Here is a 25,580-nt window from a genome sequence, read left to right as displayed (position 1 = left end):
AGGGTCATCGTTGGTCCTGGGATTGGATTGGGTTTGATGTGGGTTGTGTCGGATTGGTTGGGTTGGATGAGCGGATGTCGGTCGTGTTGGTGGGTGTGTTCGCGAAGAAACGTGTGACACCTTCGGTGACCGTCGCGATGTCGCGCGCGGTGCCCATCAATTCGAAGCGGTACATGAGCGGAATGCCGCATTTGCGCGCGATGATCGGTCCGGCGGCTGCGTACGCCTCACCGAAGTTCGTGTTGCCGGACGCGATGACACCGCGGATCCATGAACGGTTCCCGGGGTCGTTGAGGAACCGTTTGACTTGGACGGGGACGGCTTTGCGCGCGTCGCCGCCGCCGTACGTCGGCACGATGAGGATGTACGGGGTGGCGACGTGCAGCGGCGCGTCGTTGGCCCCGAGCGGAATGCGCGCGACGTCGATGCCGTGCGCGGGGAAGTCGCAGTGTTCGACGAACCGTTCGGTGTTGCGCGACGCCGACGAGAAGTAGACGATGAGTCCGGTCATGCGCGTGCGCCGTGGGTGTCGTGCATGGTGTGCGCGCGTGCGTAGGCGCGGATCTTGTCCGGACGGTAGCCGGACCACGAATCGTCGTCGGTGATGATGACGGGTGCGGCGCGGAAGCCCGCGTCCTGCAGCGTGCGCAGCGCCTGCGCGTCCGTTGTGACGTCGACGGTGTCGTAGCCGACGCCGAGCCTGTCAAATGCGCGGCGCGTCGCCGTGCACTGTGGGCAGCCGGGTTTCGTGTAGATCGTGATGGGCATCGTGCGCTCCTCTCGTCTCGTCTCGCGTGTGCTGGTCATCTGGTTCCGGCGCGGCGCGCCAGAACGAACCTGCACAACGATACATAGTGGGCTCAGCATTCCCTAACCACTACATGTAGTGGTTAGGGAATGTGACGAACACCACATTGGCGTGCGGGCACGCGTGTCCGTAGGCGATCTGGGATGTGGGCGCCGGGGATGCGGGGCGGGGCGTTGTGACGTACTTCACAGGACGCGCCGCACTGTTCGCCGCCGGCGGATGGTGCGGCGCCCGCATGGGCATACCGGTGCGTATGGCTACGCACTGCGGTACGCTGGCGCGCGCCTGAGCGTACCGTTGTGCGGGAATGGCCATGTCGTGGTATGCGGACGGTCGTTGTTGGCTCGACGTGAGATAATCGTGAACCATTGGACGACGACATGTCCGCGGCATATGCGGACGTCGACCCACCACAATCAAGGAGAACCGCTTATGAACGGCGCCATCATCGCGCTCATCGTCATTCTGGCGATCATCCTCGTGCTCGTGATCTGGTTCATCACGACGTACAATACCCTCGTGCAGCTGCGCAACCGTGTCACGAACGGCTGGGCGCAGGTCGACGTGCTGCTCAAGAAACGCGCCGACCTTATCCCGAACGTCGTCGAAACGGTCAAGGGATACGCCGGGCACGAAAATGCCGTGCTCACACAGGTCACGCAGGCGCGTGCGAACGTCGTGGACGCCGCAAGACAGCCGGGATCGTCGCTCGTGACGCGCATGAACGCCGAAAACCAGCTGTCGCGTGCGATGCTGAACCTCCGCGCCGTCGTCGAGGCGTATCCGGACCTCAAGGCGAACGTCAACTTCATGAATCTGCAGCAGCAGCTCGCGCAGATCGAGGAACAGATCGCGTACGGACGCCAGTTCTACAACGATGTCGTCCTCAAGTACAACACGAAGATCCAGTCGATTCCGTCGAACATCGTCGCGGGACTCGGGCACTTCGTCGAAGCGGCGAACTTCACTGTCGGCGATGACGAGCGTCAGGCGCCGCGTGTGAACTTCGCGCAGCAGACGCCGCAGTTCCCGACGCAACAGCCGGGTGCGCCGATGGGCGCACCGATGCAGCCGACGCAGCAGAACGGCGGCTATCCGCAGTATCCGACACAGAACAACGGCGGCTATCCACAGTACTGATCTCGTGGGGACGGTATGGCGGCGGTTGCGCGACGATGCGCGCACCCGCCGCTTTTTCGTATCCGCGTACCATGAGCGTACCGCTCTGCGGTGTGTGGGGCGCGACGGTACGCCGACGGACGCGTAAACGCACCGTGCTGCGGCATGGGGCGCACTGCGGTTTTGAGAAAAACGGGCGGGGGAGGGGCCGCGCACACGATAATCGAACATGTGATATCGATTCGCCATCGTCGATACCACCGTGGAACGGTGTGCGGATGGCGGATGCGCCCTTCGGTGACGAAGACGGCTCGCGAAACGGAACCAGATATGAGGTGGTGACATGAAGAACCGTGTATGGCTTTCGATGCTCAGTTCGCTCATGTGGACGTTCGTCGTCTGCGCGCTCGTGTTCGGCGTCGGTTTCCTCATCGCGAAGGACGCGAATTCGTCCGACCTCGAATACCGTTCGCTCGACTACGATGTGCACGTCCAGGAGAACGGCGACCTGCGCATCAAGGAGACGGTCGACATCACACTGCACGAACGGACGGATTCGGACGACAATGCGATACCGTGGAAACAGCTGTACCAGACGTATACGCTCAACGCCGCGCAATTGACGAACATCACCGACGTCAGCGTCAAGAACCTCACGACGGGTGAGGAGTACACGCAGATCGAGCCGAAACAGCCGAAATATATGCCGTCGACGCAATGGGACCGCGAATACGCGAACCATTGGTACATCGCGGACGTCACGTACAACGGTTCGTCGACGAAGACCTTCGACCCGGCCGTCGACGGTCTCGAATCGCGCACACGTACGCAGATGGGGGAAGACGAACGCGCCGACATGGGCGGTGCGGACGCTGCCGCGGACGCGGATGGCGACACCAAACCATCCGACCGTCCACATGACAAGACGATCGAGATCGGATGGAACATTCCGGGAACATATTCCGCCGACAGCATGCGGTTCGAGATCACCATGACATGGGAAGGCGTCACGACGCAGTACAACGACGTGAGCGTGTTCCAATGGGAGCCGTTCGGCACCGAGAACGAGACGCCGATCGGCGTCGCGCATATCAACGTGACGTTCCCGGAAGGCGTCGGGCGCGACGATTCGTGGGCGTGGCTGCACTACACCGGCAACGCGAAGACGGAGCGCACGCCGCATGGCATCGCGTGCACCGCGTACAACGTCAAGACCGGACAGTACCTCGACATCGTCGCGATGATGACGAACGCACCACTGCACAACGTTGTCCGACAGGTGGACGCAAACGCGAAACAATGGACGATCGACGACGAAACGCGTCAGGAACGCGAATGGCACGACAAGCAGCACAAGACAGCCGTCATCCGCGTGTGCATATGGGGTGCGATCGCGCTCGCCGGCGCGGCGCTCAGCTTCTTCGGCATCCGCGCGGCGTTGCGCTCGCGGCACAAGGCGAAGCTCGCGGGTGATGTCGCATACAGCCGCGACGTGCCGCCGATGACACCGGGTGCGGCCGCTGTGCTGTGGACGAAAATCGGACGTGTGGGCGTGTCGTCGCAGATGAGTCGTGAGATGGCGGCGACGATGATGTCGCTCATCGACAAGAAACTCATCGCCGTGTATCCCGGCGAGGCGAAACGCTATGCGGGCGTCGACCTGAGCCGTGTGACGTCGGCGGACGTCGCGCGGCTGATTGCATCGTCAGGCGCGAGCGCACGCAAACTCGCGAAGACGAGCACGATCGTGCTCATGCCGCGCGCGCTCGGTGAGACGGTCACGGACGGATACTCCCGTACCGAACTCGGATTGTGCACGTCCGAGCGCCGTCTCCTCTACATCCTGCTCGAAGCGTACAAGCGGCTGCACACGCCCGTCTTCGACATCAAACAGATGAACCGCGAATTCAGCAAATGGACCGACGGCCACGAGGAACTCGACTTCTTCAAACGCGCGTGCGAGCATGAATGCGACGACCTCGACGCGGTGCAACCGGCGAAGGCGACCGCGGTCACGTTCGGTGTGTTCGACATCCTGATCGCTGTGCTCGCGGGCATCTATCTGATGGCGTTCGAAGGCAATCTGCTGCTCGCGTGCTGCCTGTGCATCCCGATGGTCCTGTGCGGCATCCTCGCGTGCGTGCTGCACAAGAATTACGAAATAACCGATTCCGGTCAGCGGACGGTCGGCGAACTCGTCGGGTTCGAACGGTACCTCGAGGATTTCAGCACGTTCGCCGACCGCGAGGTGCTCGACGTCACCTTGTGGGGGAAGTATCTCGTGTACGCGGCGGCGCTCGGCGTGTCGCGCAAGGTGCTCCAGCAGCTCGCGACCGCGTATCCCCAGGTCAACGATGCGTCGTGGCTCGACGACAACGCGTACGCGTCGGGTGTGTTGTTCTGGTCCGCGCGACCGAGCACAATCGTCGGTTCGTCGCTCGGCGCGGCCGTCGCGGGCGGCAGCTTCGGCGCGTTCGCCGGCGGCTTCACCGATTTCGGCACACAGCTGAGCGCGGGTATGGCGTCGGTGCAGTCGACGATCGCCGCTGCGGCGCCGTCGTCGAGCGGATCGGGCGGATTCAGTGGTTCGGGTGGATCGTTCTCGGGTGGTGGATTCGGCGGATCGTCGGGCGGCTCCGGCGGCGGTTCGTTCGGCGGCCGCTGAGCGTACCGTTGTGCGGTGTTTCACGCGCGGTGGTACGCGGGGAATTACGGGGCGATTCCTATGATGGTGGCGGACGGTGCTCCGCGTGACGCGGTGCGCCGACATTCGTCACGACCACTCGTCACAACGCGAAGGAGCAGCGATGGTACTGCACAGAAACATGGGACCGTTCGATACGACGGCGATAGGGCTCGGCGAAATGCCGTTGACGATCGAGAACAACCTCGGTCCGAACATGGGCATCGAGACGATTCACGCGGCGCTCGACGCGGGCTGCCGTCAAATCGACACAGCGTGGGCGTACTACTGCTCGGGCGGTGAGGAACAGACGGGCGAGAAGCTTGTGCGCGACGCGATGGCGAGCTGGAAAGGTCCGAAGGACGAAGTGCTCATCGCGACAAAGGTCGGGCATTATCGTAACTTCACCGACGGCAAACCGACGTGGGCCGTCGACGGCACCCCGGAAAACCTGATCCGTCGTGCGAAGGAAAGCGCACTCGCGCTCGGTGTCGACACAATCGATCTGCTGTATTTCCACCGTCCTGATCCGCGTGTGCCGTACGGGGAGTCGATCGAAGCGATCAAGCAGCTCGTCGACGAGGGCGTCGCGCGAGAGGCGGGCGTATCGAACGCGTCGATTGAACAGATGGACATCGCACAGGAAATCCTCGGGGACTCGCTCATCGCGGTGCAGAACCAGTATTCTCCAATCTATACGGAGACTGCGGATACGCTTGAGCATGCGGCGCGCATCGGCATCAGCTTCGTGTGCTGGAGTCCACTTGGTGGATTCCGTAAACCGAAGGATGAGACGAAGTTCGACCCGTTCCGCGCAATCGCGGACAAGCGCGGCGTGAGCTACCAGCAGGTCGTGCTCGCGTGGGAGCTTGCGAAGGGCGACCATGTGTTCGTCATTCCGGGTGCGCATCGTCCGGCGACGATCCTCGACTCGCTCCACGCGGGCGACCTCGAACTCACTCCGGAGGAACTCGCGACGCTCGGCTGACGCCGGGACTTCGGAACAGTCGTGTCCGACGGGCGGTGTTCCGCGCGATATGCGCGGGAGCCGCCCGTTGTGCGTAGGTGTGGGCGGTTTGGTTGGTGGGGTCTGCGAAACGGGACGGAAACGGGCGCGTTTGCGGGTGGATTGGTTGGGCGGAGCTGCGAAACGGGACGGAATGGGTGGTTTGGTCGGTAGGGTCTGCGGAACGGGTTGGGAATGGCGGGGTTTGCGGGTGGTTTGGTAGCGCGCGTCTGCGGAACGGGACGGAAACGGTGTGGTTTGCGGGTGGATTAGTTGGTGGGGTCTGCAGAACGGGACGGAACGCCCGCACCCGCACACAGTCGGCAACGTGGTGCGCGCATGTGAAGGCGCGCGCTGACGCTACACTGGTCTGCGACGAAAAACGGACACAGTGGGTGAGGATATGGGTGAGCATATGGAGGAATCGAGCATGAAACGTCGCGTGAAACCTGAGGTGCTTGCGCCTGCGGGCAATCTACGTGGTCTCAAGACGGCCGTCGACTACGGCGCGGACGCCGTGTATTGCGGCGGCAAGGCGTTCGGTATGCGTTCGGCGCCGCGCAACCTGAGCATCGACGACTTCACCGAGGGCGCACGTTACGCGCATGAGCGCGGCGCGCGCGTCTACGTCACGCTCAACATCCTGCCGAGGAACGATGAGATCACGGCGATCGAAGCGTACATCAACGACCTGCGCGGCACCGGCGTTGACGCGCTCATCGTCACCGACATCGGCGTCATGATGCTCGCGCATAGGATCGCGCCGGAACTCGAACTGCACGTGTCGACGCAGGCGGGCGTCACGAATTACCTCGCGGCGAACGCGCTGTATGAGCTTGGCGCGCGGCGTGTCGTGCTCGCGCGCGAAATGGATCTGCAGGCCGTGCGCGACATCCGCGCGAACATCCCCGACGACCTTGACATCGAGGCCTTCGTCCACGGCTCGATGTGCATGGCGTTCTCGGGGCGGTGCCTCATTTCGAACTATCTGACGGGCCGCGACGGCAACCACGGTGAATGCGCGCAGCCGTGCCGTTGGAAGTATTCGCTCGTCGAGGAAAAGCGCCCGGGGCAGGTGTTTCCGATCGAGGAGACGGCGCAGGGCACGTACCTGTTCAATTCGCAGGACATGAACATGATGGCGCACGTCGACGATCTCATCGATTCGGGTGCGACGTCGCTCAAGATCGAGGGACGTGCGAAGTCCGCGTACTATGTCGCCGCGATGACGAACGCGTACAAGACGGCCGTCAACGAGTACATGGTGCAACGTGGGTTCGAGGATGCGGACGGCAATGTGATCAAGCCGTTCCGTGACCGCGTCGTGCGCGCGGGGGAGGACGTCGGCGACGATGTGCGCGACGAGATCATGGTCAACGCCGACGCCGCGTTCGCGGGGATGCCGAATTGGGACAGCGCGAACGACGAAGGTGAGGACGCGCGCGTTGCGGCGGACGCGGACATGGACATCGCGGATGCCGCGCGCGCCGATTGCGAACGCGCGGAGATCTCGAACCGCGCGGCGCGCCGCACCGGGCTCGACCGTCAGCGCGCGTACGCCGCAGAGACATCCGACGGATGGCGGCACGCCGCCGTGCGCCCCGCGCCGCCCGTCGAACTGCCCGATTGGCTCATCGAGGAACCGTACAAGGTCGCGCACCGCGACTACAGCACCGGGTTCTACTATCCGGAGCACAAAGTGACGCAGAACACCGACCGCAGCGCGTACTTCCGCGAATGGCTCATCGTCGGCGAAACGCTTGGATGGAGCCCCGAGGAGGGAGGACGTGTCACGATCATGAGCCGCAACAAGATCGAGCCGGGGCAGACGGTCGAGTTCCTGCTGCCGGGGCGCGCACCGCTCGAATACGTCGTGCCCGCGGACGGCATCCGCGACGCCGACGGCAACGACGTGCCGGTCGTCAACAACCCCGCCCATGTGTTCTCGTTGCCGCTCGACGTCGAAGTGCCGGTGAACGCCGTATTGCGTTCGCGTACGAAGAAGCCGACGCTCAAAGCGGAATGACGCCAACGGTGGCCGCACGCGCGCGACACCGCTAAAGTGAGCGGTATGAGTGAATCAGCACACGACGCGCAGCCGAACGAGGCGAGCGCACAGCACAACGACGCACACGCGGACGCCCAGGGCGAACACACGCCGACGCAGATCGATCTTGACGATCTGCTCAAGGCGGTGCAGGCGCACGGCCAGAAAACGGTCGGAGAACAGGACAAGGCCGCGCGCGAGCGCGACGCGAAGGATGCGGACGGCAAGCAGTACGATGACGCGATCCTCGACAGTTCCGCGATCGAACCGACCGACGACGAAGGCAATCCGATCCCTGTCACGATCCCGATCGTGCTCGCGCCCGGCATCAACGTCATCTATACGACGCGCCTCGGCGGCGTGAGCACCGACGAATGGGCGCATTTCAACCTCGGCGGCAAATCGGGCGACGACCCGGCGCATGTGCGCGCGAACCGCGATGCGCTCGCGAATGAGCTGCACGCGAAACTGTCGATCATCAACCAGGTGCATGCGGCGACGGCGGTCGACGCGGACGATGTGTTCACCGAGAACGCGACGTTCGGGTTCGATGCGTCCGGCACCGAGCGCACCGCCGTGCGCGGGGAGGATGGTTCGATCGTCGTGCAGCGGCCAGGTGACAGCGTCGACGATGTCGAATCGGTCGACGGCGCCGTGCAGATCATCGAAGGCGACGCGCAGGTCACGACGAAGCCCGGTGTCGCGCTCGGCGTGTTCGCCGCGGACTGCCTGCCGGTGCTGCTCGCCGACCCGGTCGCGGGCGTCATTGCGGCCGCGCATTGCGGACGCAAGGGCCTCGTCGCGGGCGTCATCGGCGAAACGGTCGCGATGATGCAGCACAAGGGCGCGGACCCCGCGCGCATCGTCGCGACGCTCGGACCGGCGATCTGCGGCGACTGCTATGAGACAGGCGACGAGATCGCCGACGCGTTCGACGCGCGCTTCCCAGGCACGTTCACGCTCACACGGTTCGGTGGTCCCGGCATCGACATCAACAAGGCGGCGCTCATCGCGCTCGGCGAAGCGGGTGTGCGCCCCGAGCGCATCTTCTCGTCGCAGCCGCGCGTCAACGCGGCGACGCAGTACCTGTCGCAGGACGTGGAACTCGAACAGCTGTGCCGTGAGGACAACGAGGGCGACCCCAAACTCGACGAACGCATCAAAGGCATCCGCCACAGCATGTGCACGCTCGAGAACCCGTTATGGTTCTCGCACCGCCGTGCGCAGCTCGCGCACAAGACGCGCGAAGGGCGCATGCTCGCGCTCATCGTGCGCGGCTGAACGCGCCGTTGCGCATATGTGCGCTGCATTGATGTTAGATTTATTTTGTATTGTATATTGTATTGTGTAGGAACGAACGAAGGATGAGACCATGGAACAACAGGATGTGACGACCGTCGGCGCCGAGGGACGCCGCGAAGCGGAGCAGGGCGCACCCGTCGTCGCCGTCGTGCTCGCGGCGGGCGCGGGGTTGCGGTTCGACCCCGACAATCCGAAACAGCTCGTCGCGCTTGACGGCAAACCGATCGTCGGATGGAGCATCGACGCGTTCGAACACAACGCGCGCGTGAGCGACATCATCGTCGTCGTCAACGCACATGTGCGCGGCGCGGTCGAACAACTCATCACCGACGCCACATACACGAAAGTGCGTGCCGTCATCGACGGCGGCGCCGAACGCGCGGACAGCACATCCGCCGCGCTCGAGACACTCGCGGCAGCCGGCGTGCCCGGCGACGCGAAGGTCCTCATCCACGATTCGGTACGTCCGTTCGTCACCCAAACGCAGATCGACGGCTGCATCGACGCGCTCGACGAATTCGACGCGGCGACCGTCGCATGCCCCTCGACGGACACGATCCTGCTCACCGAGGACCTCGGCGACCGCGAAACGGTACGTTCCGTGCCCGAACGCCGCCATGCGTACCGCGCGCAGACGCCACAGGCGTTCCGTTTCTCGACGATCCACGAAGCCTACGACCTCGCGTCCGACGACCCCGACTTCCGTCCGACCGACGACACGCGCGTCGTCGTCGACTACCTCCCCGATACGCCCGTGGCGATCGTCGGCGGCTCGCCGCTCAACATGAAGGTCACGACGAAAGACGACATGCCGTTCGCAGCCGTCATCGCGGACGAGATCACGAAGGCGGCCGCGAAACGCCATGTGCATACGATGTTCACACAAGCGCTCAGCTGAACATCGTCGGAATCGTTGATATGGCCGCGCGGCGCACGAGGAATGGACACCCCGTGCGCCGCGCGCGTCTACACTGGGGTCGTATGAAGCAACTTACCGTCGTGATTTCCGGATTCGATCCGTATGAAGGTGTGAGCGTGAACCCGTCGCTCGTCGTACCGGATGCGCTCGCGAACGAAGGTGTCGGCGTCGATCCGGACAACATCGAGGATCCGCTGCACGACGTCGCGATCGATGTGCACGCCGTGCACGTGCCCGTCAGTTTCCGCAACGGATGGGCGAAACTACGAGACACCCTCGAGGACGTGCAACCGAACATCGTCATCGCGACGGGCCTCAAGCGCGCGTCGCGCGGCATCCTCCTCGAACGGTGCGCGATCAACCTCAAGGACACGACGCGCCCCGACGCGGAGAACGTGATCCCCGGACGCCGCGTCATCAACGAGGACGGTCCGGCGGCGTATTGGACGGGTCTGCCGCTGCGCGCGATCCTCAACGCGTTCGCGAAGGACAACATCCCCGCGACGCTCAGCTCGGACGCGGGCACCTACGTGTGCAACGCGTTGTTCTACCAATTGCAGGAATGGGCGGCGCAACGCGGCGACACAATGGGTGGTTTCGTCAACCTTCCCCCCGTCAACGAACAGCCGCATCCGCAGCATGGGCTTTCGCTGCGCCAACAGGTGCAGGCGGGCAAGGACCTCGTCCGATCCGCCGCGCGCTACTATCTGCAGCCGACGAGCAAAGACATCCTGCTGTAGTCGGCGGCGGTGCCGCAGAGTACAGCCGTCTGCGGCGGTTGTATGGACGGTGTTGGCGGCGGTGCCGCCGTGCGCGGCCGTTTGCGGCGGTTGTGCGGACATGGTTGGCGGCGGTGCCGCAGTGTGCGGCTGTCTACAACGTTCGCCGCACGCCGCAATCGGCGTCGATTTCCGCTCAATGTGAGTTTTTGCGTGTTGCGGCGATGATAGGCGACACGGATAGACTAGAGTTCATTGAAGTGGGCGCGCGTCGCGGGACGTGCGCGACGTCTTTGCGGACACCTTTCGCGAAAGGATTGACTATGGTTGAGCGGTTCCCGGTCGTGCTGCGTGGCTACGACAAAGAACGTGTGGATGAGGCGATGATTGCGGCGCAGACGACGATCGACCGTCTGCGCGAACAGGTGAAGGCCGGGGACGACACGGTGCTGCAGCTTCAGGCGCAGCTGCAGGAGGAGAAGAACCGCAAGGCCACGTCGGACAATTCGTTCGCATCCCTTGGCGCGAACGCGCAGCAGATGCTCGCGTCCGCGGAGCAGACGAGCACCGAGCTGCTCGAACGCGCGAAGAAGGACGCGGCGAGCGCGCGCGTCGAAGCGCAATCGCAATCGCAGACGCTCATCAACAACGCGAAGCTCGACGCGCAGCATCTCGTCGACGATGCGCAGGCGAAAGCCGACACGATGCTCAAGAACGCGCAGAACGAAGCGACGACGATCATCACGAACGCGCAGCAGGAAGCGAGCCAGCTCAAGGCGTCGACGGCGAAGACGGTGAGCGAGCAACGTCAGACGCTCGACCTTGAGCTGACGAATTCGCGTGAGGAACATGTCAAGCGTCTTGAGGCGGAGAAGGCGTCGCAGGAACGTGAGCTGTCCGAGATGCGCGCGCAGGCGGCCGCACAGATCAGCGAACAGCGCCGCAGCGCGAACGAGGAGATCGCGCGTCTCAAGAGCGAGACGAACGACCAGATCGAGACGGCGCTCGCCGATGCGAACAAGAAACTCGCCGATGTGCGCGAGCAGGTGTCGAAACTCATGACCGAGGCGCAGCGCAAGGCCGGTGAGATCACCGATTCCGCGAAGTCGCACGCGCAGGAGATCACCGACACGGCCGAGGTCAACCGCACGAAGACGATGAGCCAGGTCAACGCCGAGGTCGAGCAGATCCGCGCCGACATCGCCGCGCAGCAGGACGAGGCGACGAAGAAGGTCTCCGAGCTGCTCAAGAACCTTGAGGAGCGCCGTCAGCAGGCGAAGGAGGAAGCCGAGACGCAGATCGCCGAGGCGAAGCAGATCCGCGAGGAGGCCGACGCCTACGCCGCGCACAAGCGCAAGGAGGCGGACGAGGAGTCCGCGCAGATCGTGCGTAAGGCGAGCGAGGAGGCGAGCAACCAGATCGAGCAGCGCCGCCGCGCCGCGCAGTCCGAGCTTGACGGCCTGACGAAGCGCATCGGCGACCTGCAGAGCCGTGAGGCCGACATCACGCAGCGCGTCTCCGAGTTGCGTTCGATGTTCGCGAACGCGTTCGCCGGCTTCGGTCTCGGCGTCGACAACGCGCATTCGACCGACAACATGTCCGTCGTCAACGCCTTCGTCGAATCCGACAACGATACCGACGATGACGACACCGACGATGACGATGCGCAGGCGTCGGTGCTCATCGACGACCACGCGCCCGTCGCGCATACGCCGATTGTGCCGCCGACGCCGATGTTGCACGACGATGCCACCGATGATGGCGACGCCGATCGTGCGGACGACACCGCCGACGATGCCGCACCGCACGTGCAGGAGACGCAGACCGAGACGATCGATGTCGTGACCGACGACGGTTCCGATGGTCCCGTAGGCGCCGACGATGCGGCGGCGACGTCGTTCGACGCGAGCGACAACGATCCCGACGCGACACAGCTGACCGACTGACGCTGTCCGCGCGCGGCACATGCGCGCACCGCCGGCGAGTTCCGGACGTGGACCACGTCCGGAACTCGTTCGTATGCGGCGGGCGGCCGCATAAGGCCGCGTCCGAACGCACGACATCTGTTTCCCGAACCAACTGACCGACCAACAACCAACCCCAGCATACAAGGAGGGACCTTGACCGAGATAGCACCGCTGTCCGCCGACACACTCAACGAAATGACCGCCGATTTCGACTCCGACCCCGTCAACCGCATGGCGATGAACGCCGTGACCGCCGCCGGCATCGACAAGGTCGCGCGCAACTACGACCGTGCGCGCCTGCTCCAGCGCCGGTTCTCGACGACCGTCGACAACGGCGAGGCGACGCATCAGGACCGTTCGGGCCGCTGCTGGCTGTTCAGCTCGCTCAACGTCGCCAGGTTCGTCGCGAAGAAGAACATGAACCTCAAGGAGTTCGAGTTCTCGCAGAACTATGCGATGTACTACGACAAGCTTGAGCGCGTCAACTATTTCATGGGTGACATCGCCGACCTCATCCGTTCGGGCGAACCCGTCGATTCGCGCCTGTTCCAGCATATGCTCGCCGATGTCATGGGCGACGGTGGCCAGTGGACGATGGCGATGAACATCTACAAGAAGTACGGTGCCGTGCCGAAGGACCTGTACCCGGAGACCGAATCGTCGAAGAACACCGGCGAGATGAACACACAGCTGCGCCGCCTGCTGCATACGGCCGTCGCGCATATGGTCGACGAACCGGACCAGATCGACGAGATCGTGCGCCGTACCGTCGAAGCCGGCCACCGCATGCTCACGATCCACCTCGGCGAACCGCCGAAGCGCTTCCACTGGGAGTGGACGGATGCGGACGGCGTGTTCCACCGCGACGGCGAGATCACGCCGCAGGAGTTCTGGAACAAGTACGTCGGCTCCGCCGACCTCGAAAGCTACGTGTGCCTCGTCGACGACCCGCGCCGTGAGCATGTGAAGGGCCACAGGATCGGCATCGAGCATCTGAACAATGTCGCGGGCGGCGACCCGACCGCATACCTCAACGTGCCGGTGCAGTTCATGAAGGACTGCGTGCGCGACATCCTCGTCGAGCAGGGCATCCCGGTGTGGTTCGGCGCCGACTGCCATCCGATGATGGACCGCGTCGACGGCGCATGGGCGGCCGACCTGTTCGAATACGGCAAGGTCTACCGTGTCGACTTCGACATGACGAAGGAGCAGCGTGTACGCTTCGGTGATTCCGCGATGAACCATGCGATGGCGTTCGTCGGCGTCGACGTCGACGACGACGGCACGACGACGCGCCGCTGGCGCGTCGAGAATTCGTGGGGTACGAAGATCGCCGACAAGGGGTACTTCACGATGGGTGACGACTGGTTCGACGAATACGTCTTCGAAGTCGCCGTGCCGAAGGCGATGCTGCCCGACGAGTACCGCAAGGCGCTCGACGAGCCCGCGACGATGCTGCCGGCGTGGGATCCGATGGGCGCGCTCGCGTGATGCGACGGTAACCACGGCCACGGTGTGCATGGTGTGCGCAATGTGCACGGTGTGAGTGGTGTGTGCACGCGCGGTGTGGAGGATGGGTGCATCCTTCGCGCCGCGTTGTGATACAGGCGCCCGATACGTCAGGGGATGTGTCCTAGTATGGGTATTCGGTTTTTCCGGCAGGATCCGGATTCAGTGGTGTATTGAGGAGAGGAAACGAGGAACCATGGCAGCCCTTCGTGGTCCGGACAGTTCACAGGACAAGGTGCTCGACGCACGCGCCGTCGTCCCTGAGACCGTCGACGTCAACATCCGTCAGCTCGACCCGATCCCGGCGCCCCGTTATTTCATCAAGGAACTGCCGCTTACCGACGAGATGGGCGACCTCGTCCTCGATTCCCGCCGCCAGATTCGCGACATCCTCCATGGCCGCGACGACCGCCTCCTCGCGATCGTCGGCCCCTGTTCGATCCACGATCCGAAGGCCGCGCACGAATACGCGACGAAACTCGCCGCGTTGAACGAGGAACTGCGTGACCGCCTGATGATCGTCATGCGCGTCTATTTCGAGAAACCGCGTACGACGATCGGTTGGAAGGGCCTCATCAACGACCCCGACCTCAATGGCCGTTTCGACATCCGCAAAGGCATGTGGCTCGCGCGCAAAGTGCTCACCGACGTCCTGTCGCTCGGGCTTCCCGCCGCGACCGAATGGCTCGACCCAATCACACCGCAGTACCTGTGCGACCTCATCAGCTGGGGCGCGATCGGCGCACGCAACACCGAAAGCCAGGTCCACCGCGAACTCGCGAGCGGCATGAGCATGCCGATCGGCTTCAAGAACGCGACCGACGGCTCGGTCAAACCGGCCGCCGACTCATGCTACACGGCCGCATTCGAGCACCATTTCCTGTCCGTCAACCTCGACGGCCAGGTCATCTCCGCCGAGACGAAAGGCAACCCCGACTGCCATCTCGTGTTGCGCGGCTCAAGCGCCGGCCCGAACTACGATCCGGTCTCGGTCGCCGACGCGCTTGCCGCGCTCAAGGCGTCGAAGGCGTCCGGCCCGAGCGACCACGGCCTCATCATCGACGCCGCGCATGGCAATTGCGGCAAGGACGAAGTCGTCGAGGCGCGCGTCGTCGAGGACATCGCGTCGCGCATCGCCGCCGGCGAACGCGGCATCCTCGGCATCATGATGGAAAGCTTCCTCAAAGGCGGCCACCAGAAGCCCGCGCCGCTCGACGAACTCGTCTATGGCCAGTCCGTGACCGACGCGTGCGTGCCGTGGGACCGTACCGAAGAGGTGCTGCGTACACTCGCCGACGCTGTCGCCGCACGCCGCTGACGCACGATGCAACGCATCATCGCAAGCGACAACGCGTCGCAACTCAACGTCACGACGAACCCGGGGCACCCCGACGTTCCGGGAACACCACATAATGGCAGCGGCGGCGACGGCGCGCCTGTGCGCCCCGTCGCGCGCCGTGAGGCCACCCAGGCGCACATCCGCGCGATCGACGGCCTGCGCGCGCTCGCGATCCTCGGTGTCATCCTCTACCATATGCGCCCGCAGCTCGCGTCGGGCGGCTTCCTCGGCGTGACCGTCTTCTTTGTCATCTCCGGGTTCCTCATCACGCGTGGCATGCTCGGATTGCTTGACGCGCGCCGCTTCTCCTATCCGCGGTTCATGGACAGGCGCGCGCGCCGCATTTGGCCGCCCGTATTGACGACGATCGCGTTCGCCGCCGTCATCGTGTACACGTGGGCGCCGTCACTGCTGCTCAAACTGCGCGCCGACGCCGTGCCGAGCGCGCTTTTCTACAGCAATTGGTCGTACATCTTCCGCCACGTCTCGTATTTCGACGCCGCCGGATTGCCGTCGCCGCTCACGCATCTGTGGTATACGAGCCTCATCATGCAGTTCTATCTGCTGTGGCCGTTGCTGTTCGCGCTTATCGCGCGCGTCGTGCGCCGCACATGGGCGCGTGCATGCACCATCGCCGTTCTCATCGCGATTTCGACGGCGGATATGGCGATGCTGTATGCGCCGGGCCGCGACACGTCGCGCATCTACTACGGTCTCGACACGCGCGCCGCCGAACTGCTCGTCGGTGCGCTCCTCGCCGTCCTCGTCCACCGCACGTCCGGTGATGGCGATGGCCTCGCATTGCCCGCCGCATGGCGCGCATGGAGCCGTGATGTGCACGTCGGCGCACGCACCGTCACCGTGCGCGCGCATACGGTCGTCGATTGCTGCGCGTTCGTATGCGCCGCCGCGATCGTCATCTCGATGTTCACCGTCGACGCGTCGTCCGCGTGGATGTACCATGGGGGATTCCTGCTGTACGCGGCGCTCACGGCGCTCATGGTCTGGGCGGGCATGCACGGCGGTGCCTTCCGCCGCGCGATGGGCGTCAAGGCGCTCGCATACCTCAGTTCACGCTCGTTCTCGTTGTATCTCGTGCACTATCCGCTCATCCTCGTGATGAACCCGGCGACGCGTGCGACGACGCCGTGGTGGATGGTGCTTGGGCAGTTCGCCATCATCCTCATCGTTGGTGAGGTCTTCCACCAGACGATCGAGGCGTTGCGTGGCGCACCGTGGCTGCCGTGGCTCAAACGCACCCATGACAACCCGCAGCGCACGCAGCGTCCGGGGGCGTTCATCGGCGCCGTGACGGGCGTCGTCATCATCATCGTCATGATGCTGCCGCTGCCGTGGCGCACGCTCATGCATGACCGTGCCGTCGCGTTGCGCCCCGAACTCGGCATGACGGCCGAGCAGGCGAAGCATGAGCTCGACGCGATGCGCAAGCAGCAGATGTCATCGCCGCCGCCGAAACCCCTGCAGACGGCGCCGACTCCTACGGCGAAGCCGGAGCCGCCGAAGCCGAAGGTCGATGCGCTCAAGGCGCCCGACAACCTCGACCCCGCGCGTTGGCACTGCGACAACGCGGCCGGCACATGCGACGCGCGCATGCTCATCATCGGCGATTCGGTGACCGAAGGCGTCGCGCCTGTGCTCACGCAGCATTTCCCGAACGCGCATGTCGACGGTGCCGTGAGCCGCCAGTTCGGCGCGGGCGTCGATATGCTCACGCAGTTCCTCACATCCGAAGACCCGCAGGTCATCATCTTCGCGCTCGGCACGAACGGGCCGCCGACGCAGCAGGCGGTCGACGAGGTCATCCGCCTCGCGAACGGCAGGCCGTTGTATTTCCTGACGACACGTGCCCCCGTCGCATGGATCGAGCAGACGAACCAGATGTTCCTCGATGCCGCGCATGCGCATGGGAACGTCGGCGTCATCGACTGGTCCGGATTGTCGGGCGCGCATCCCGAATACCTGTACGACGACGGCACGCATCCGAACGAACTCGGCGCGCAGGCGTATGCGCAGATGATCCTGCGCGCCGTATGCCCGCAGTAGCGCCCATCCCGCAGCGTCCTTCACCACGGGCGTGCGCGTTGCTATGCTGGGGTACGGACAAGCATTGAGGAGACGCAGGGAGGAGCGCTCATGGACGGACACAATCCGCACGCGGACGGGCATGCGCCGATGCACACGTTCTCCGAGGACCATCGGCATGCGATCGAGCGCGGCGAACCGCTGACATATACGAACGCGAAACTCGACGAAGTGCACGCCGTCATCGCCGAAGGCGGCAACCCGCTCACGGCGATTCCCGACCTGCCCCGCTGGGAGGACGCCGTCGGCATCGACCGCATCATCAACCGCCGTGTCATGGAACTCGACCCGCTGCCGACGCCCGCGCAAGTGCTTTCGGCGCTGCCGCTCGACCGCGTCGCGCAGGACATCGTCGCCTATTCGCGCGACGAGATCCGCGCATGCCTTTATGGGCAGGACGACCGCCTCCTCGTCATCGTCGGCCCATGCTCCGTGCATGACCCGAAGGCGGCGCTCGACTACGCGCAGCGCCTCTACGACGTCAAGCAACGGCTCGAAGGCGAACTGCTCATCGTCATGCGCGTCTATTTCGAGAAGCCGCGCAGCACGGTCGGCTGGAAGGGCCTCATCAACGACCCGGACATCGACGGCAGCCACAACATCCAAAAAGGCCTGCTCCTCGCGCGCAGGACACTCCTCGACGTGCTCGGCGCGGGGCTTGCGACGGCGACCGAGTTCCTCGAACCGACAAGCCCGCAGTACATCTCCGACGCGATCAGCTGGGGCGCGATCGGCGCGCGCAACACCGAAAGCCAGGTCCACCGCCAGCTCGCGAGCGGGCTGTCGATGCCGATCGGCTTCAAGAACGCGACCGACGGCTCGGTCAAGGCGGCGGTCAACAGCTGCATCACGGCCGCGGGCCAGCACACGTTCTTCGGCATCGACCACCTCGGCCGCGCATGCGCCGTCGAGACGCTCGGCAACCCCGACTGCCATATCGTCCTGCGCGGTTCTGTGAGCGGCCCGAACTACGACACGCAGTCGGTCGCCGACGCGATGGCGATGGTCCGCGCGTCGATGCCGGAGGAATCGGCCGCCGCGCACGGGCTCATCGTCGACTGCTCGCATGGCAACTCCGGCAAGGACGAAGTGCGTCAGGCGGCCGTCGTGCGCGACATCGCCGCGCGCATCGCGGACGGCGAGCGGGGCATCACCGGCGTCATGATGGAAAGCTTCATCGAAGGTGGCAACCAGCCGGCCGCGCCGCTCGACGAGCTCGTCTACGGCAAGTCGATCACCGACCGCTGCATCAGCTGGCCGGATACGGAACAGCTGCTCAACGAACTCGCCGACGCCGTGAGCGCGCGGCGCTGGCGCTGACACGGCACCCCCACAAGCATCACAATCCACGAACCAGCCGACCGGAAGGGACAACCGAACCATGGCGAACAAGCCGATATCCACCGTCGTCATCATCAGTGCGCTCGACGAGGAGGCGGCGCATATCGCCGCATCGCTCAACGACGTGACCGAGGAGCGCCGCGCGAGCCTGACGATCACACATGGCACACTGCCGACGCATGACGGCCGCGAACTCAACGTCTCGGTGACTGTCGGCGGCATGGGCCTCGTCAACGCGGCCGCGACGACGCAGTGCCTCATCGACGTCGCACAGCCCGACGCCGTGCTTTTCTCCGGCATCGCCGGCAACCTCAACCCCGACCTGCACATCAACGACATCGTGCTCGGCGAGACGCTGCGCTACCTCGACACCGACATGCGCCTCGTCGGCCAGTGGAAGCCGCAGACCGAGGAGTTCCATTCCGACCCCGAGCTCATTGCGCTCGCCGAGGCGGCACTCGACGGCATGGGCATCCACCACGTCAACGGCGTCATTGCGTCCGGAAACTATTTCGTCGATTCGCCCGAAGCTGTCGAACGCGTCATCCGCGAAACGCACGCGGACGCAGTCGAGATGGAAGGCGCCGCCGTCGCGCACGTCGCCGCGCGCAACGACGTGCCCGCGCTCGTCATCCGCGCGATGAGCGACAACGCCGACACCGACTACGAGGATTTCAAGACCTTCGATGTGAGCGAATACGCCGACACGGCGGCGAAGCTCACCGTCGAGATCCTCACCCGCATGTGAACGGACGAATGGGAGGCGCGGCATGACAGTATCGGCGGTCATCGCCGTCGCGCTCACGGCCGCGGTCGTGTTGGCGATCGCCAGCGTGTGTGCCTACCGCGCCGGTCGCGCATACGAACGTGACCGGTCCCCGAGAATGCCAGCGCTGTTCGGCGGTTTCGCCGATGCCGACTCAATCGATGGCGAACGCAGGATGCTCGCGATGCTCGAAGAGGCCGTCCTCATCGCCGACGCACACGGCAACATTCTTACCGCGAACGCCGCAGCGGAGACATGCGGCATCGTCACTGACGGGCACCTCACCGACGACGGTGTACGTGGCCTCATCGCCGATGCCGCGACGGCGCAGTCGGAAGCGGCCGCGGAACTCGCAGTCACGGACGGCGCACGCATGCGTCGGATCGCGGTGCGCGCCCAGCCGATCGGCGATGGACGCACCGCCGTCGTATGCGCCGACACCGGCCGCCGGCGCGACGCCGAGCGCATGCGCCGCGAGTTCGTGACGAATGTGTCCCATGAGCTCAAGACACCGGTCGGTGCAATCATGCTGCTCGCCGAGACAATCGATGACGCGGGCGACGACGTCGAGATGATCAGGCATTTCGCCGGCCGCATCGGCACCGAGGCGAAACGGCTCGACGGGCTCGTGCGCAGGCTCATCGAACTCGGGCGCATGCAGGACGACGGCGCGCGCGAGCAGCGCCTCGTCGACGTGCGCGATGTCGTCGCCGGCGCGATCGCCGACACCGACGTCGCGGCCGCCGTACGGCATACGGACGTACGCATGCGCGACGACGCCGCGGGCGTGCCGCTCACCGTCGCCGTCGACGCGGGCGGCATGCGTACCGCGGTCAAGAACCTCGTCGAGAACGCGATCCACTATTCACCCGAGCATGCGAGCGTGACCGTCGCCGTCGACGCCGTGGACGGCGCCGCGCGCATCCGCGTCGTCGACCACGGTGTCGGCATCCCACCGGCACTCCAGCAGCGCATCTTCGAACGGTTCTACCGTGTCGACCCCGCACGTTCGCGCCTCACGGGCGGCACAGGACTCGGATTGTCGATCGCGCGGCACCATATCCTCGCGAACGGTGGCAAGATGGACGTATGGTCGAAACCGGGGGAGGGCTCGACGTTCACGGTCGTTATGCCGCTCGCGTCGCAGGCACCCCCGACACGGACAAGGAGCTTGGAAGATGACACGCATTCTCGTCGTCGAGGACGAACCATCCTATCTTGAACCGCTGCTGTTCCAACTCACGCGCGAAGGCTACGAGGCGCATGGCGCATCGACCGGTGAGGAAGGCTGGGAGCTCTTCGGGCAGATGCCGTTCGACCTCGTCATCCTCGACCTCATGCTGCCGGGCATATCCGGCACGACACTGTGCCGGCGCATCCGCGAGACGCATCCGGTGCCGATCATCATGGTGACGGCGAAATCGACCGAGAACGACGTCATCGTCGGACTCGAAATCGGCGCCGACGACTACGTGACGAAACCATACTCGTTTCGCGAACTGCTCGCCCGCATCCACGCGGTGCTGCGGCGCACGCTCGAACGGATCACCCCAGGGCCGCCAACCGACGGCGAGACGCTCGTATGCGGCCCCGTCACGATGGAGATCGCATCGCACGAAGTGCACGTCAACGGCACACTCACCGCGTTCCCACTCAAGGAATTCGAAGTCCTCGCATACCTCATCCGCAACAAAGGACGCGTCGTGACGCGCCAACAACTCATCGGACGTGTATGGGGCAGCGACTACGTCGGCGACACGAAAACGCTCGACGTGCACATCAAACGCATCCGCGCGAAAATCGAGGACGACCCCACGAAACCGGCGCTGTTGACGACCGTGCGCGGCGTCGGATACCGGATCAGCGACGAACCTTCACCGTGAGTTCACTTTCCACGCCCGCGCCATCGCCGCTCTCCTCTACACTGGTGTGGTCGGATACAATGGCATCGTGACCAAAGGAAACCACATGCGTAGCAATCTTGCGCGGCGTGCGCTCGCGGCGTTGTGCGGCGTCGCGCTCATCGCCGTCGCGGCGGCATGCGGAGACAACACGGATCCCTCGGACCGGCCGGTCTCCAACGCCTCATCGATCTCAGGCGGCTTCGCCGGTGCGGGCGCATCCTCGCAGCAGACGGCCGTCGAGGCGTGGATCGCCGGATACCAGAAGACGAATCCAAAGGCGAAGATCTCCTACAACCCCTCAGGTTCGGGCGCGGGCGTCGTCACGTTCCTGACGGGCGCGACCGTCTGGGCCGGCTCCGACAAGCCGCTCGACGCGAAACAGGTCGAGGAATCGAAACAGGTGTGCGCCGGTTCGACCGCATTCGACGTGCCCGTCTACATCTCACCGATCGCAATCGTGTTCAACCTGCGCGGCATCTCCGACGAAGACCACCACATCAACATGGACGCAACGACGATTGCAAAGGTCTTCAACGGCAAGATCACACGCTGGAACGACGCGGCGCTCGCCAAGCAGAACCCGGACCTCGACCTGCCGGACCTGCCGATCACGGTCGTGCACCGTTCCGACAAATCCGGCACGACGCTCAACCTGCTCGAATACCTCAAGGCGACGGCCGGCAAGGACTGGCCATACGCCCTCTCCGAGAACTGGCCGAACGACGTCGGCCAAGGCGCGAAAGGCACGTCGGGCGTCATCTCGACGATCGACCAGGCGGACGGCACGATCGGCTATGCCGACCTCTCGCAGGCGGGCGGCATGGGCACCGTCGCCGTCAAGGTCGGTGATAGCTATACCGAGATCTCGGCCGACGCCGCGTCGAAGGCCGTCGCCGATTCGACGCTTGACGAGACCGTCCCCGGAGCCAACCGCGTCGTCCTCGACATCAACCACAAGACGACCGTCGAAGGCGCCTACCCGATCGTGCTCGTCTCCTACGACATCGCATGCCCCGTCTACAAGGACGCGGACACGGCGCGCTTCGCGCAATCGTGGCTCGGCTACATCACCGGCAAATCCGGGCAGGACCAGGCGGAGCACGCGACCGGTTCCGCCCCGCTTCCCGACAACATCGCCCAATACGTGCGCGCGTCGGTCGACGCGATCGAAGTGAAGTGAGGACCATGTCCACGGCATCGAAACCATCAGCGCCCACACGCGCGTCATCGTTGACGCAACCGGTCAACGGCCAGAAGGCGGACCGCGTCTTCCGCGGCATCGCGACCGCATGCGGCATCCTCATCCTCGTGGCGCTCGCAGCCGTCGCCCTGTTCCTGCTGTTCCGCGCATGGCCGCTCATCGGCGGCGACCAGCAGGCGAACAGCGCGGTCATCGAGAACTTCACCGGCGGCAAGGCGAAGAACTTCTGGGGCTACGTCGGCCCGCTCCTGTTCGGCACCGTGCTCGTCGCGGCGATCGCGCTCGTGCTCGCGTTCTTCGTCTCGATCGGCATCGCGTTGTTCATCTCGCATTATGCGCCGAAACGCCTCGCGGCCGTGCTCAGCTACATCGTCGACATCCTCGCCGCGATCCCGTCGGTCATCTACGGCCTGTGGGGCGGCCTTGTGCTTGTGCCGGCGATCTACCCGTTCTGGAACTGGGTCGCCGAATACCTCGGCTGGATCCCGCTCTTCGCCGGACCGGCCGCGAACCCGCCTCGCACCGTCGCGACCGTCGCGCTCGTGCTTGCGATCATGATCCTGCCGATCATCACGTCGATCGCACGTGACATCTTCCTGCAGACGCCGAAGCTCCTCGAGGAGGCGGCGCTCGGCCTCGGCGCGACGAAATGGGAGATGATCAGGCTTTCCGTGCTGCCGTTCGGCAAATCCGGCGTCATCTCGGCGTCGATGCTCGGCCTTGGCCGTGCGCTTGGCGAGACGATGGCGGTCCTGATGATCCTGTCGCCTGGCCTCACCTATTCGTTCCGGCTGCTGCAGGCGTCGCAAGACCAGACGATCGCGGCGAACATCGCCGCACAGTACCCCGAAGCCGACAGTATCGGCGTCTCGGTGCTCATCGGCACGGGTCTTGTACTCTTCGTCATCACGTTCCTTGTGAACCTGCTCGCGCGCCGCATCACCGAGAAAGCGGGGAAGTGATGGACGAGACGACACCGAAGCACACGCCGGCGACCGCCGACACGGCACCCGTCATCGACTTCGACAAGTTCAAGCCGACGCGTTCCTATACGGCCGCGCGCAAACGCAAGGACATCGCGATGCGCGCGCTCATCATCCTCGCGTTCGTCATCGCACTCATCCCGCTCGTCTCGGTGCTTTGGACGACGCTCGCGCGTGGCATCCGACGCCTCAACTGGGATTTCCTGAGCCATAACATGACGAACGTCATCGGCGGCAACCCGACGCCATCGGGCGGCTACGGCGGCATCCTGCACGCGGTCATCGGCACGTTGGAGATCACGCTCGGCGCGATGCTCATCTCGATCCCGATCGGCGTCATGTGCGCCGTGTACCTCATCGAATACGCGGGCGCCTCGAAACTCGCGCACACGATCCATCTGCTCGTCGACGTCATGAGCGGCATCCCGTCGATCGTCGCAGGCCTGTTCGCCTACTCGATGTTCGCGATCCTCGTCGGCCCCGGTACGCTCAACGGATTCGAGGGATCGGTCGCGCTGTCGCTCCTGATGATCCCGACCGTCGTCAAGACGACCGAGGAGATGCTCAAGATCGTGCCGAACGACCTGCGTGAAGCGTCGCTCGCGCTCGGTGTGACGAAACAACGCACGATCACGAAAGTCGTCCTGCGCACCGCGCTCTCCGGCATCGTCTCGGGCTCGATCCTCGCGATCGCGCGCGTCATCGGCGAAACAGCGCCATTGCTCATTACAGCCGGCTACATCGTGTCGACGAACGCGAACCTCTTCAGCGGCGAGATGACGACATTGCCGGTGTACGTGTACCAGGAGTATTCGAAGTACCGCGCGAACTGCCCGGCGGACGCGTCGAGCGGATGCGTGACGACGATCCCGATGGAACGCGCGTGGTCGGCCGCGCTCGTCCTCATCGTCATCGTCCTCATCCTCAACCTCATCGGCAGGATCGTCGCGAAAGTGTTCGCACCGAAGAAGAAATAGCGGGGCGGTCGGCTGTTTCCTAAACGATTTGCTTAAATATATTTTAATATGCTATACTATGTTGCATGTTGGTGAAGGAATGGGCCGAGCGTGAGCATCTGCACCCGCAGACCGTGTGGAAATGGTGCCGTCAGGGCACCATGCCCGTCCCCGTGGAGCACACGCCGTCTGGCATGTGGCTCATCCACGACCCGAAATACGAGACCATGCCGCAATCGAAAAGCATGGAATCCCGCACCGTCTGCTATGCGCGAGTATCCAGCGGCGACCAAAAGGACGACCTGCGACGTCAGGCCGACCGACTGAAAGCGTTCGCCCTTGGCATGGGCGTCGAGAAGCCCGAGGTGGTCACGGAGACGGGTTCCGGCATGAACGACAGGCGGCGCAAGCTCAACCGGTTGTTGTCCGACCCGACCGTGGGCACGCTGATCGTGGAGCACAGGGACAGGCTCGCCCGCATGAACGCGGGACTGGTGGAGAGCGCGTTGAAAGCGCAGGGACGCCGGATCGTCGTGGTGGACGACACGGAACTGGACGACGATCTGGTGCGCGACATGAGCGAGGTGCTGACCTCGTTGTGCGCGAGGCTGTACGGACGCCGCGCGGCCAAGCGCAAGACGGACGCGGCGTTGAAGGCGGCACGCGATGCTTGAGGCGGTCAAGGTGGCGCTTGACCCGACGCCACGGCAGGAACGACTCTTGGAGTCTCATGCTGGTGCGGCGCGGTTCGTCTACAACGCGGGACTCGCTCATGTCAAGGACATGCTCGAACGTGGCGATAAACCCGAATGGTCGTACTACGGGCTGCGCAGGTGGTGGAACCAAGCCAAGAACACACTCGCCGTGGACAAGACCACGGGAGAAACATGGTGGCCGGAGAACAGCAA

At 64.5% G+C, this 25,580-nt stretch carries 21 protein-coding genes and 1 pseudogene; 20 read left to right on the top strand and 2 right to left on the bottom strand.

The window, feature by feature from the left end; genetic code table 11:
* Nucleotides 1-85 precede the first annotated feature (85 nt).
* Nucleotides 86-511: pseudogene (gene nrdI / locus B1526_RS05175) on the bottom strand (class Ib ribonucleoside-diphosphate reductase assembly flavoprotein NrdI); the annotation flags it as partial.
* The gene (locus B1526_RS05170) at nucleotides 508-768 is read right to left on the bottom strand and encodes a glutaredoxin family protein (RefSeq protein WP_095615021.1); all 261 of its coding nucleotides are present in this window, start codon (nucleotides 766-768) and stop codon (nucleotides 508-510) included. The pseudogene nrdI and the gene B1526_RS05170, both read right to left, overlap by 4 nt.
* Before the next feature lie 472 nt (nucleotides 769-1,240).
* On the opposite strand from B1526_RS05170, the gene B1526_RS05165 reads away from it, so the two are divergent.
* The 20 genes from B1526_RS05165 to B1526_RS05070 all read left to right on the top strand — a co-directional run.
* The gene (locus B1526_RS05165) at nucleotides 1,241-1,948 is read left to right on the top strand and encodes a LemA family protein (protein ID WP_095615020.1); all 708 of its coding nucleotides are present in this window, start codon (nucleotides 1,241-1,243) and stop codon (nucleotides 1,946-1,948) included.
* A gap of 322 nt (nucleotides 1,949-2,270) precedes the next feature.
* Nucleotides 2,271-4,592, top strand: coding sequence for a DUF2207 domain-containing protein (locus tag B1526_RS05160; protein ID WP_095615019.1), 2,322 nt, complete (start codon nucleotides 2,271-2,273; stop codon nucleotides 4,590-4,592).
* A gap of 142 nt (nucleotides 4,593-4,734) precedes the next feature.
* On the top strand, nucleotides 4,735-5,598 hold the full coding sequence (locus B1526_RS05155) for an aldo/keto reductase (RefSeq protein ID WP_095615018.1): 864 nt from the start codon (nucleotides 4,735-4,737) through the stop codon (nucleotides 5,596-5,598).
* 448 nt (nucleotides 5,599-6,046) lie between these two features.
* Nucleotides 6,047-7,642, top strand: coding sequence for a peptidase U32 family protein (locus B1526_RS05150; protein ID WP_095615044.1), 1,596 nt, complete (start codon nucleotides 6,047-6,049; stop codon nucleotides 7,640-7,642).
* Nucleotides 7,643-7,687: 45 nt separating this feature from the next.
* Nucleotides 7,688-8,944, top strand: a complete 1,257-nt coding sequence (locus B1526_RS05145; protein WP_095615017.1) for a polyphenol oxidase family protein — start codon at nucleotides 7,688-7,690, stop codon at nucleotides 8,942-8,944.
* A 91-nt stretch (nucleotides 8,945-9,035) separates the two neighbouring features.
* Nucleotides 9,036-9,863: an IspD/TarI family cytidylyltransferase gene (locus tag B1526_RS05140; RefSeq protein WP_095615016.1), complete on the top strand. Its 828-nt coding sequence runs from the start codon at nucleotides 9,036-9,038 to the stop codon at nucleotides 9,861-9,863.
* Nucleotides 9,864-9,946: 83 nt separating this feature from the next.
* Nucleotides 9,947-10,624: a pyroglutamyl-peptidase I gene (locus B1526_RS05135; RefSeq protein WP_095615015.1), complete on the top strand. Its 678-nt coding sequence runs from the start codon at nucleotides 9,947-9,949 to the stop codon at nucleotides 10,622-10,624.
* A gap of 302 nt (nucleotides 10,625-10,926) precedes the next feature.
* Nucleotides 10,927-12,549, top strand: coding sequence for a cell division protein (locus B1526_RS05130; RefSeq protein WP_235607052.1), 1,623 nt, complete (start codon nucleotides 10,927-10,929; stop codon nucleotides 12,547-12,549).
* A 174-nt stretch (nucleotides 12,550-12,723) separates the two neighbouring features.
* Nucleotides 12,724-14,061, top strand: coding sequence for a C1 family peptidase (locus B1526_RS05125; RefSeq protein ID WP_095615014.1), 1,338 nt, complete (start codon nucleotides 12,724-12,726; stop codon nucleotides 14,059-14,061).
* A gap of 214 nt (nucleotides 14,062-14,275) precedes the next feature.
* Complete coding sequence (locus B1526_RS05120) at nucleotides 14,276-15,397, top strand: 3-deoxy-7-phosphoheptulonate synthase (RefSeq protein ID WP_095615013.1); 1,122 nt, start codon at nucleotides 14,276-14,278, stop codon at nucleotides 15,395-15,397.
* 6 nt (nucleotides 15,398-15,403) lie between these two features.
* Nucleotides 15,404-17,482 carry an acyltransferase family protein gene (locus tag B1526_RS05115; RefSeq protein WP_095615012.1) on the top strand — a complete coding sequence of 693 codons (2,079 nt, stop codon included), beginning with the start codon at nucleotides 15,404-15,406 and terminating at the stop codon, nucleotides 17,480-17,482.
* 129 nt (nucleotides 17,483-17,611) lie between these two features.
* Nucleotides 17,612-18,841, top strand: coding sequence for a 3-deoxy-7-phosphoheptulonate synthase (locus tag B1526_RS05110; RefSeq protein WP_095615043.1), 1,230 nt, complete (start codon nucleotides 17,612-17,614; stop codon nucleotides 18,839-18,841).
* Between the two features lie 76 nt (nucleotides 18,842-18,917).
* Nucleotides 18,918-19,610 carry a 5'-methylthioadenosine/S-adenosylhomocysteine nucleosidase gene (mtnN, locus tag B1526_RS05105; RefSeq protein WP_095615042.1) on the top strand — a complete coding sequence of 231 codons (693 nt, stop codon included), beginning with the start codon at nucleotides 18,918-18,920 and terminating at the stop codon, nucleotides 19,608-19,610.
* Nucleotides 19,611-19,632: 22 nt separating this feature from the next.
* Complete coding sequence (locus tag B1526_RS05100; RefSeq protein ID WP_095615011.1) at nucleotides 19,633-20,850, top strand: sensor histidine kinase; 1,218 nt, start codon at nucleotides 19,633-19,635, stop codon at nucleotides 20,848-20,850.
* A complete protein-coding gene (locus B1526_RS05095) occupies nucleotides 20,807-21,511 on the top strand; it encodes a response regulator transcription factor (RefSeq protein WP_095615010.1) in 705 nt (234 codons plus the stop codon). The genes B1526_RS05100 and B1526_RS05095 overlap by 44 nt, the downstream gene beginning before the upstream one ends.
* Before the next feature lie 85 nt (nucleotides 21,512-21,596).
* Nucleotides 21,597-22,712: a phosphate ABC transporter substrate-binding protein PstS gene (locus tag B1526_RS05090; protein WP_095615009.1), complete on the top strand. Its 1,116-nt coding sequence runs from the start codon at nucleotides 21,597-21,599 to the stop codon at nucleotides 22,710-22,712.
* A 5-nt stretch (nucleotides 22,713-22,717) separates the two neighbouring features.
* A complete protein-coding gene (gene pstC / locus B1526_RS05085; RefSeq protein WP_095615008.1) occupies nucleotides 22,718-23,695 on the top strand; it encodes a phosphate ABC transporter permease subunit PstC in 978 nt (325 codons plus the stop codon).
* Nucleotides 23,695-24,693, top strand: coding sequence for a phosphate ABC transporter permease PstA (gene pstA, locus B1526_RS05080; protein WP_095615007.1), 999 nt, complete (start codon nucleotides 23,695-23,697; stop codon nucleotides 24,691-24,693). Before pstC ends, pstA begins: the two co-directional genes overlap by 1 nt.
* 65 nt (nucleotides 24,694-24,758) lie before the next feature.
* On the top strand, nucleotides 24,759-25,346 hold the full coding sequence (locus B1526_RS05075; RefSeq protein WP_095615006.1) for an IS607 family transposase: 588 nt from the start codon (nucleotides 24,759-24,761) through the stop codon (nucleotides 25,344-25,346).
* The coding region (locus B1526_RS05070; RefSeq protein WP_157908699.1) for a helix-turn-helix domain-containing protein at nucleotides 25,339-25,580 on the top strand (242 nt) is incomplete at its 3' end. The genes B1526_RS05075 and B1526_RS05070, both read left to right, overlap by 8 nt.

It is taken from the genome of Bifidobacterium criceti (genome assembly GCF_002286935.1).
Lineage (GTDB): Bacteria > Actinomycetota > Actinomycetes > Actinomycetales > Bifidobacteriaceae > Bifidobacterium > Bifidobacterium criceti.
The sequence above is the reverse complement of the archived record's forward strand: the minus strand, read 5'-3'. Positions and strand labels throughout refer to the sequence as shown.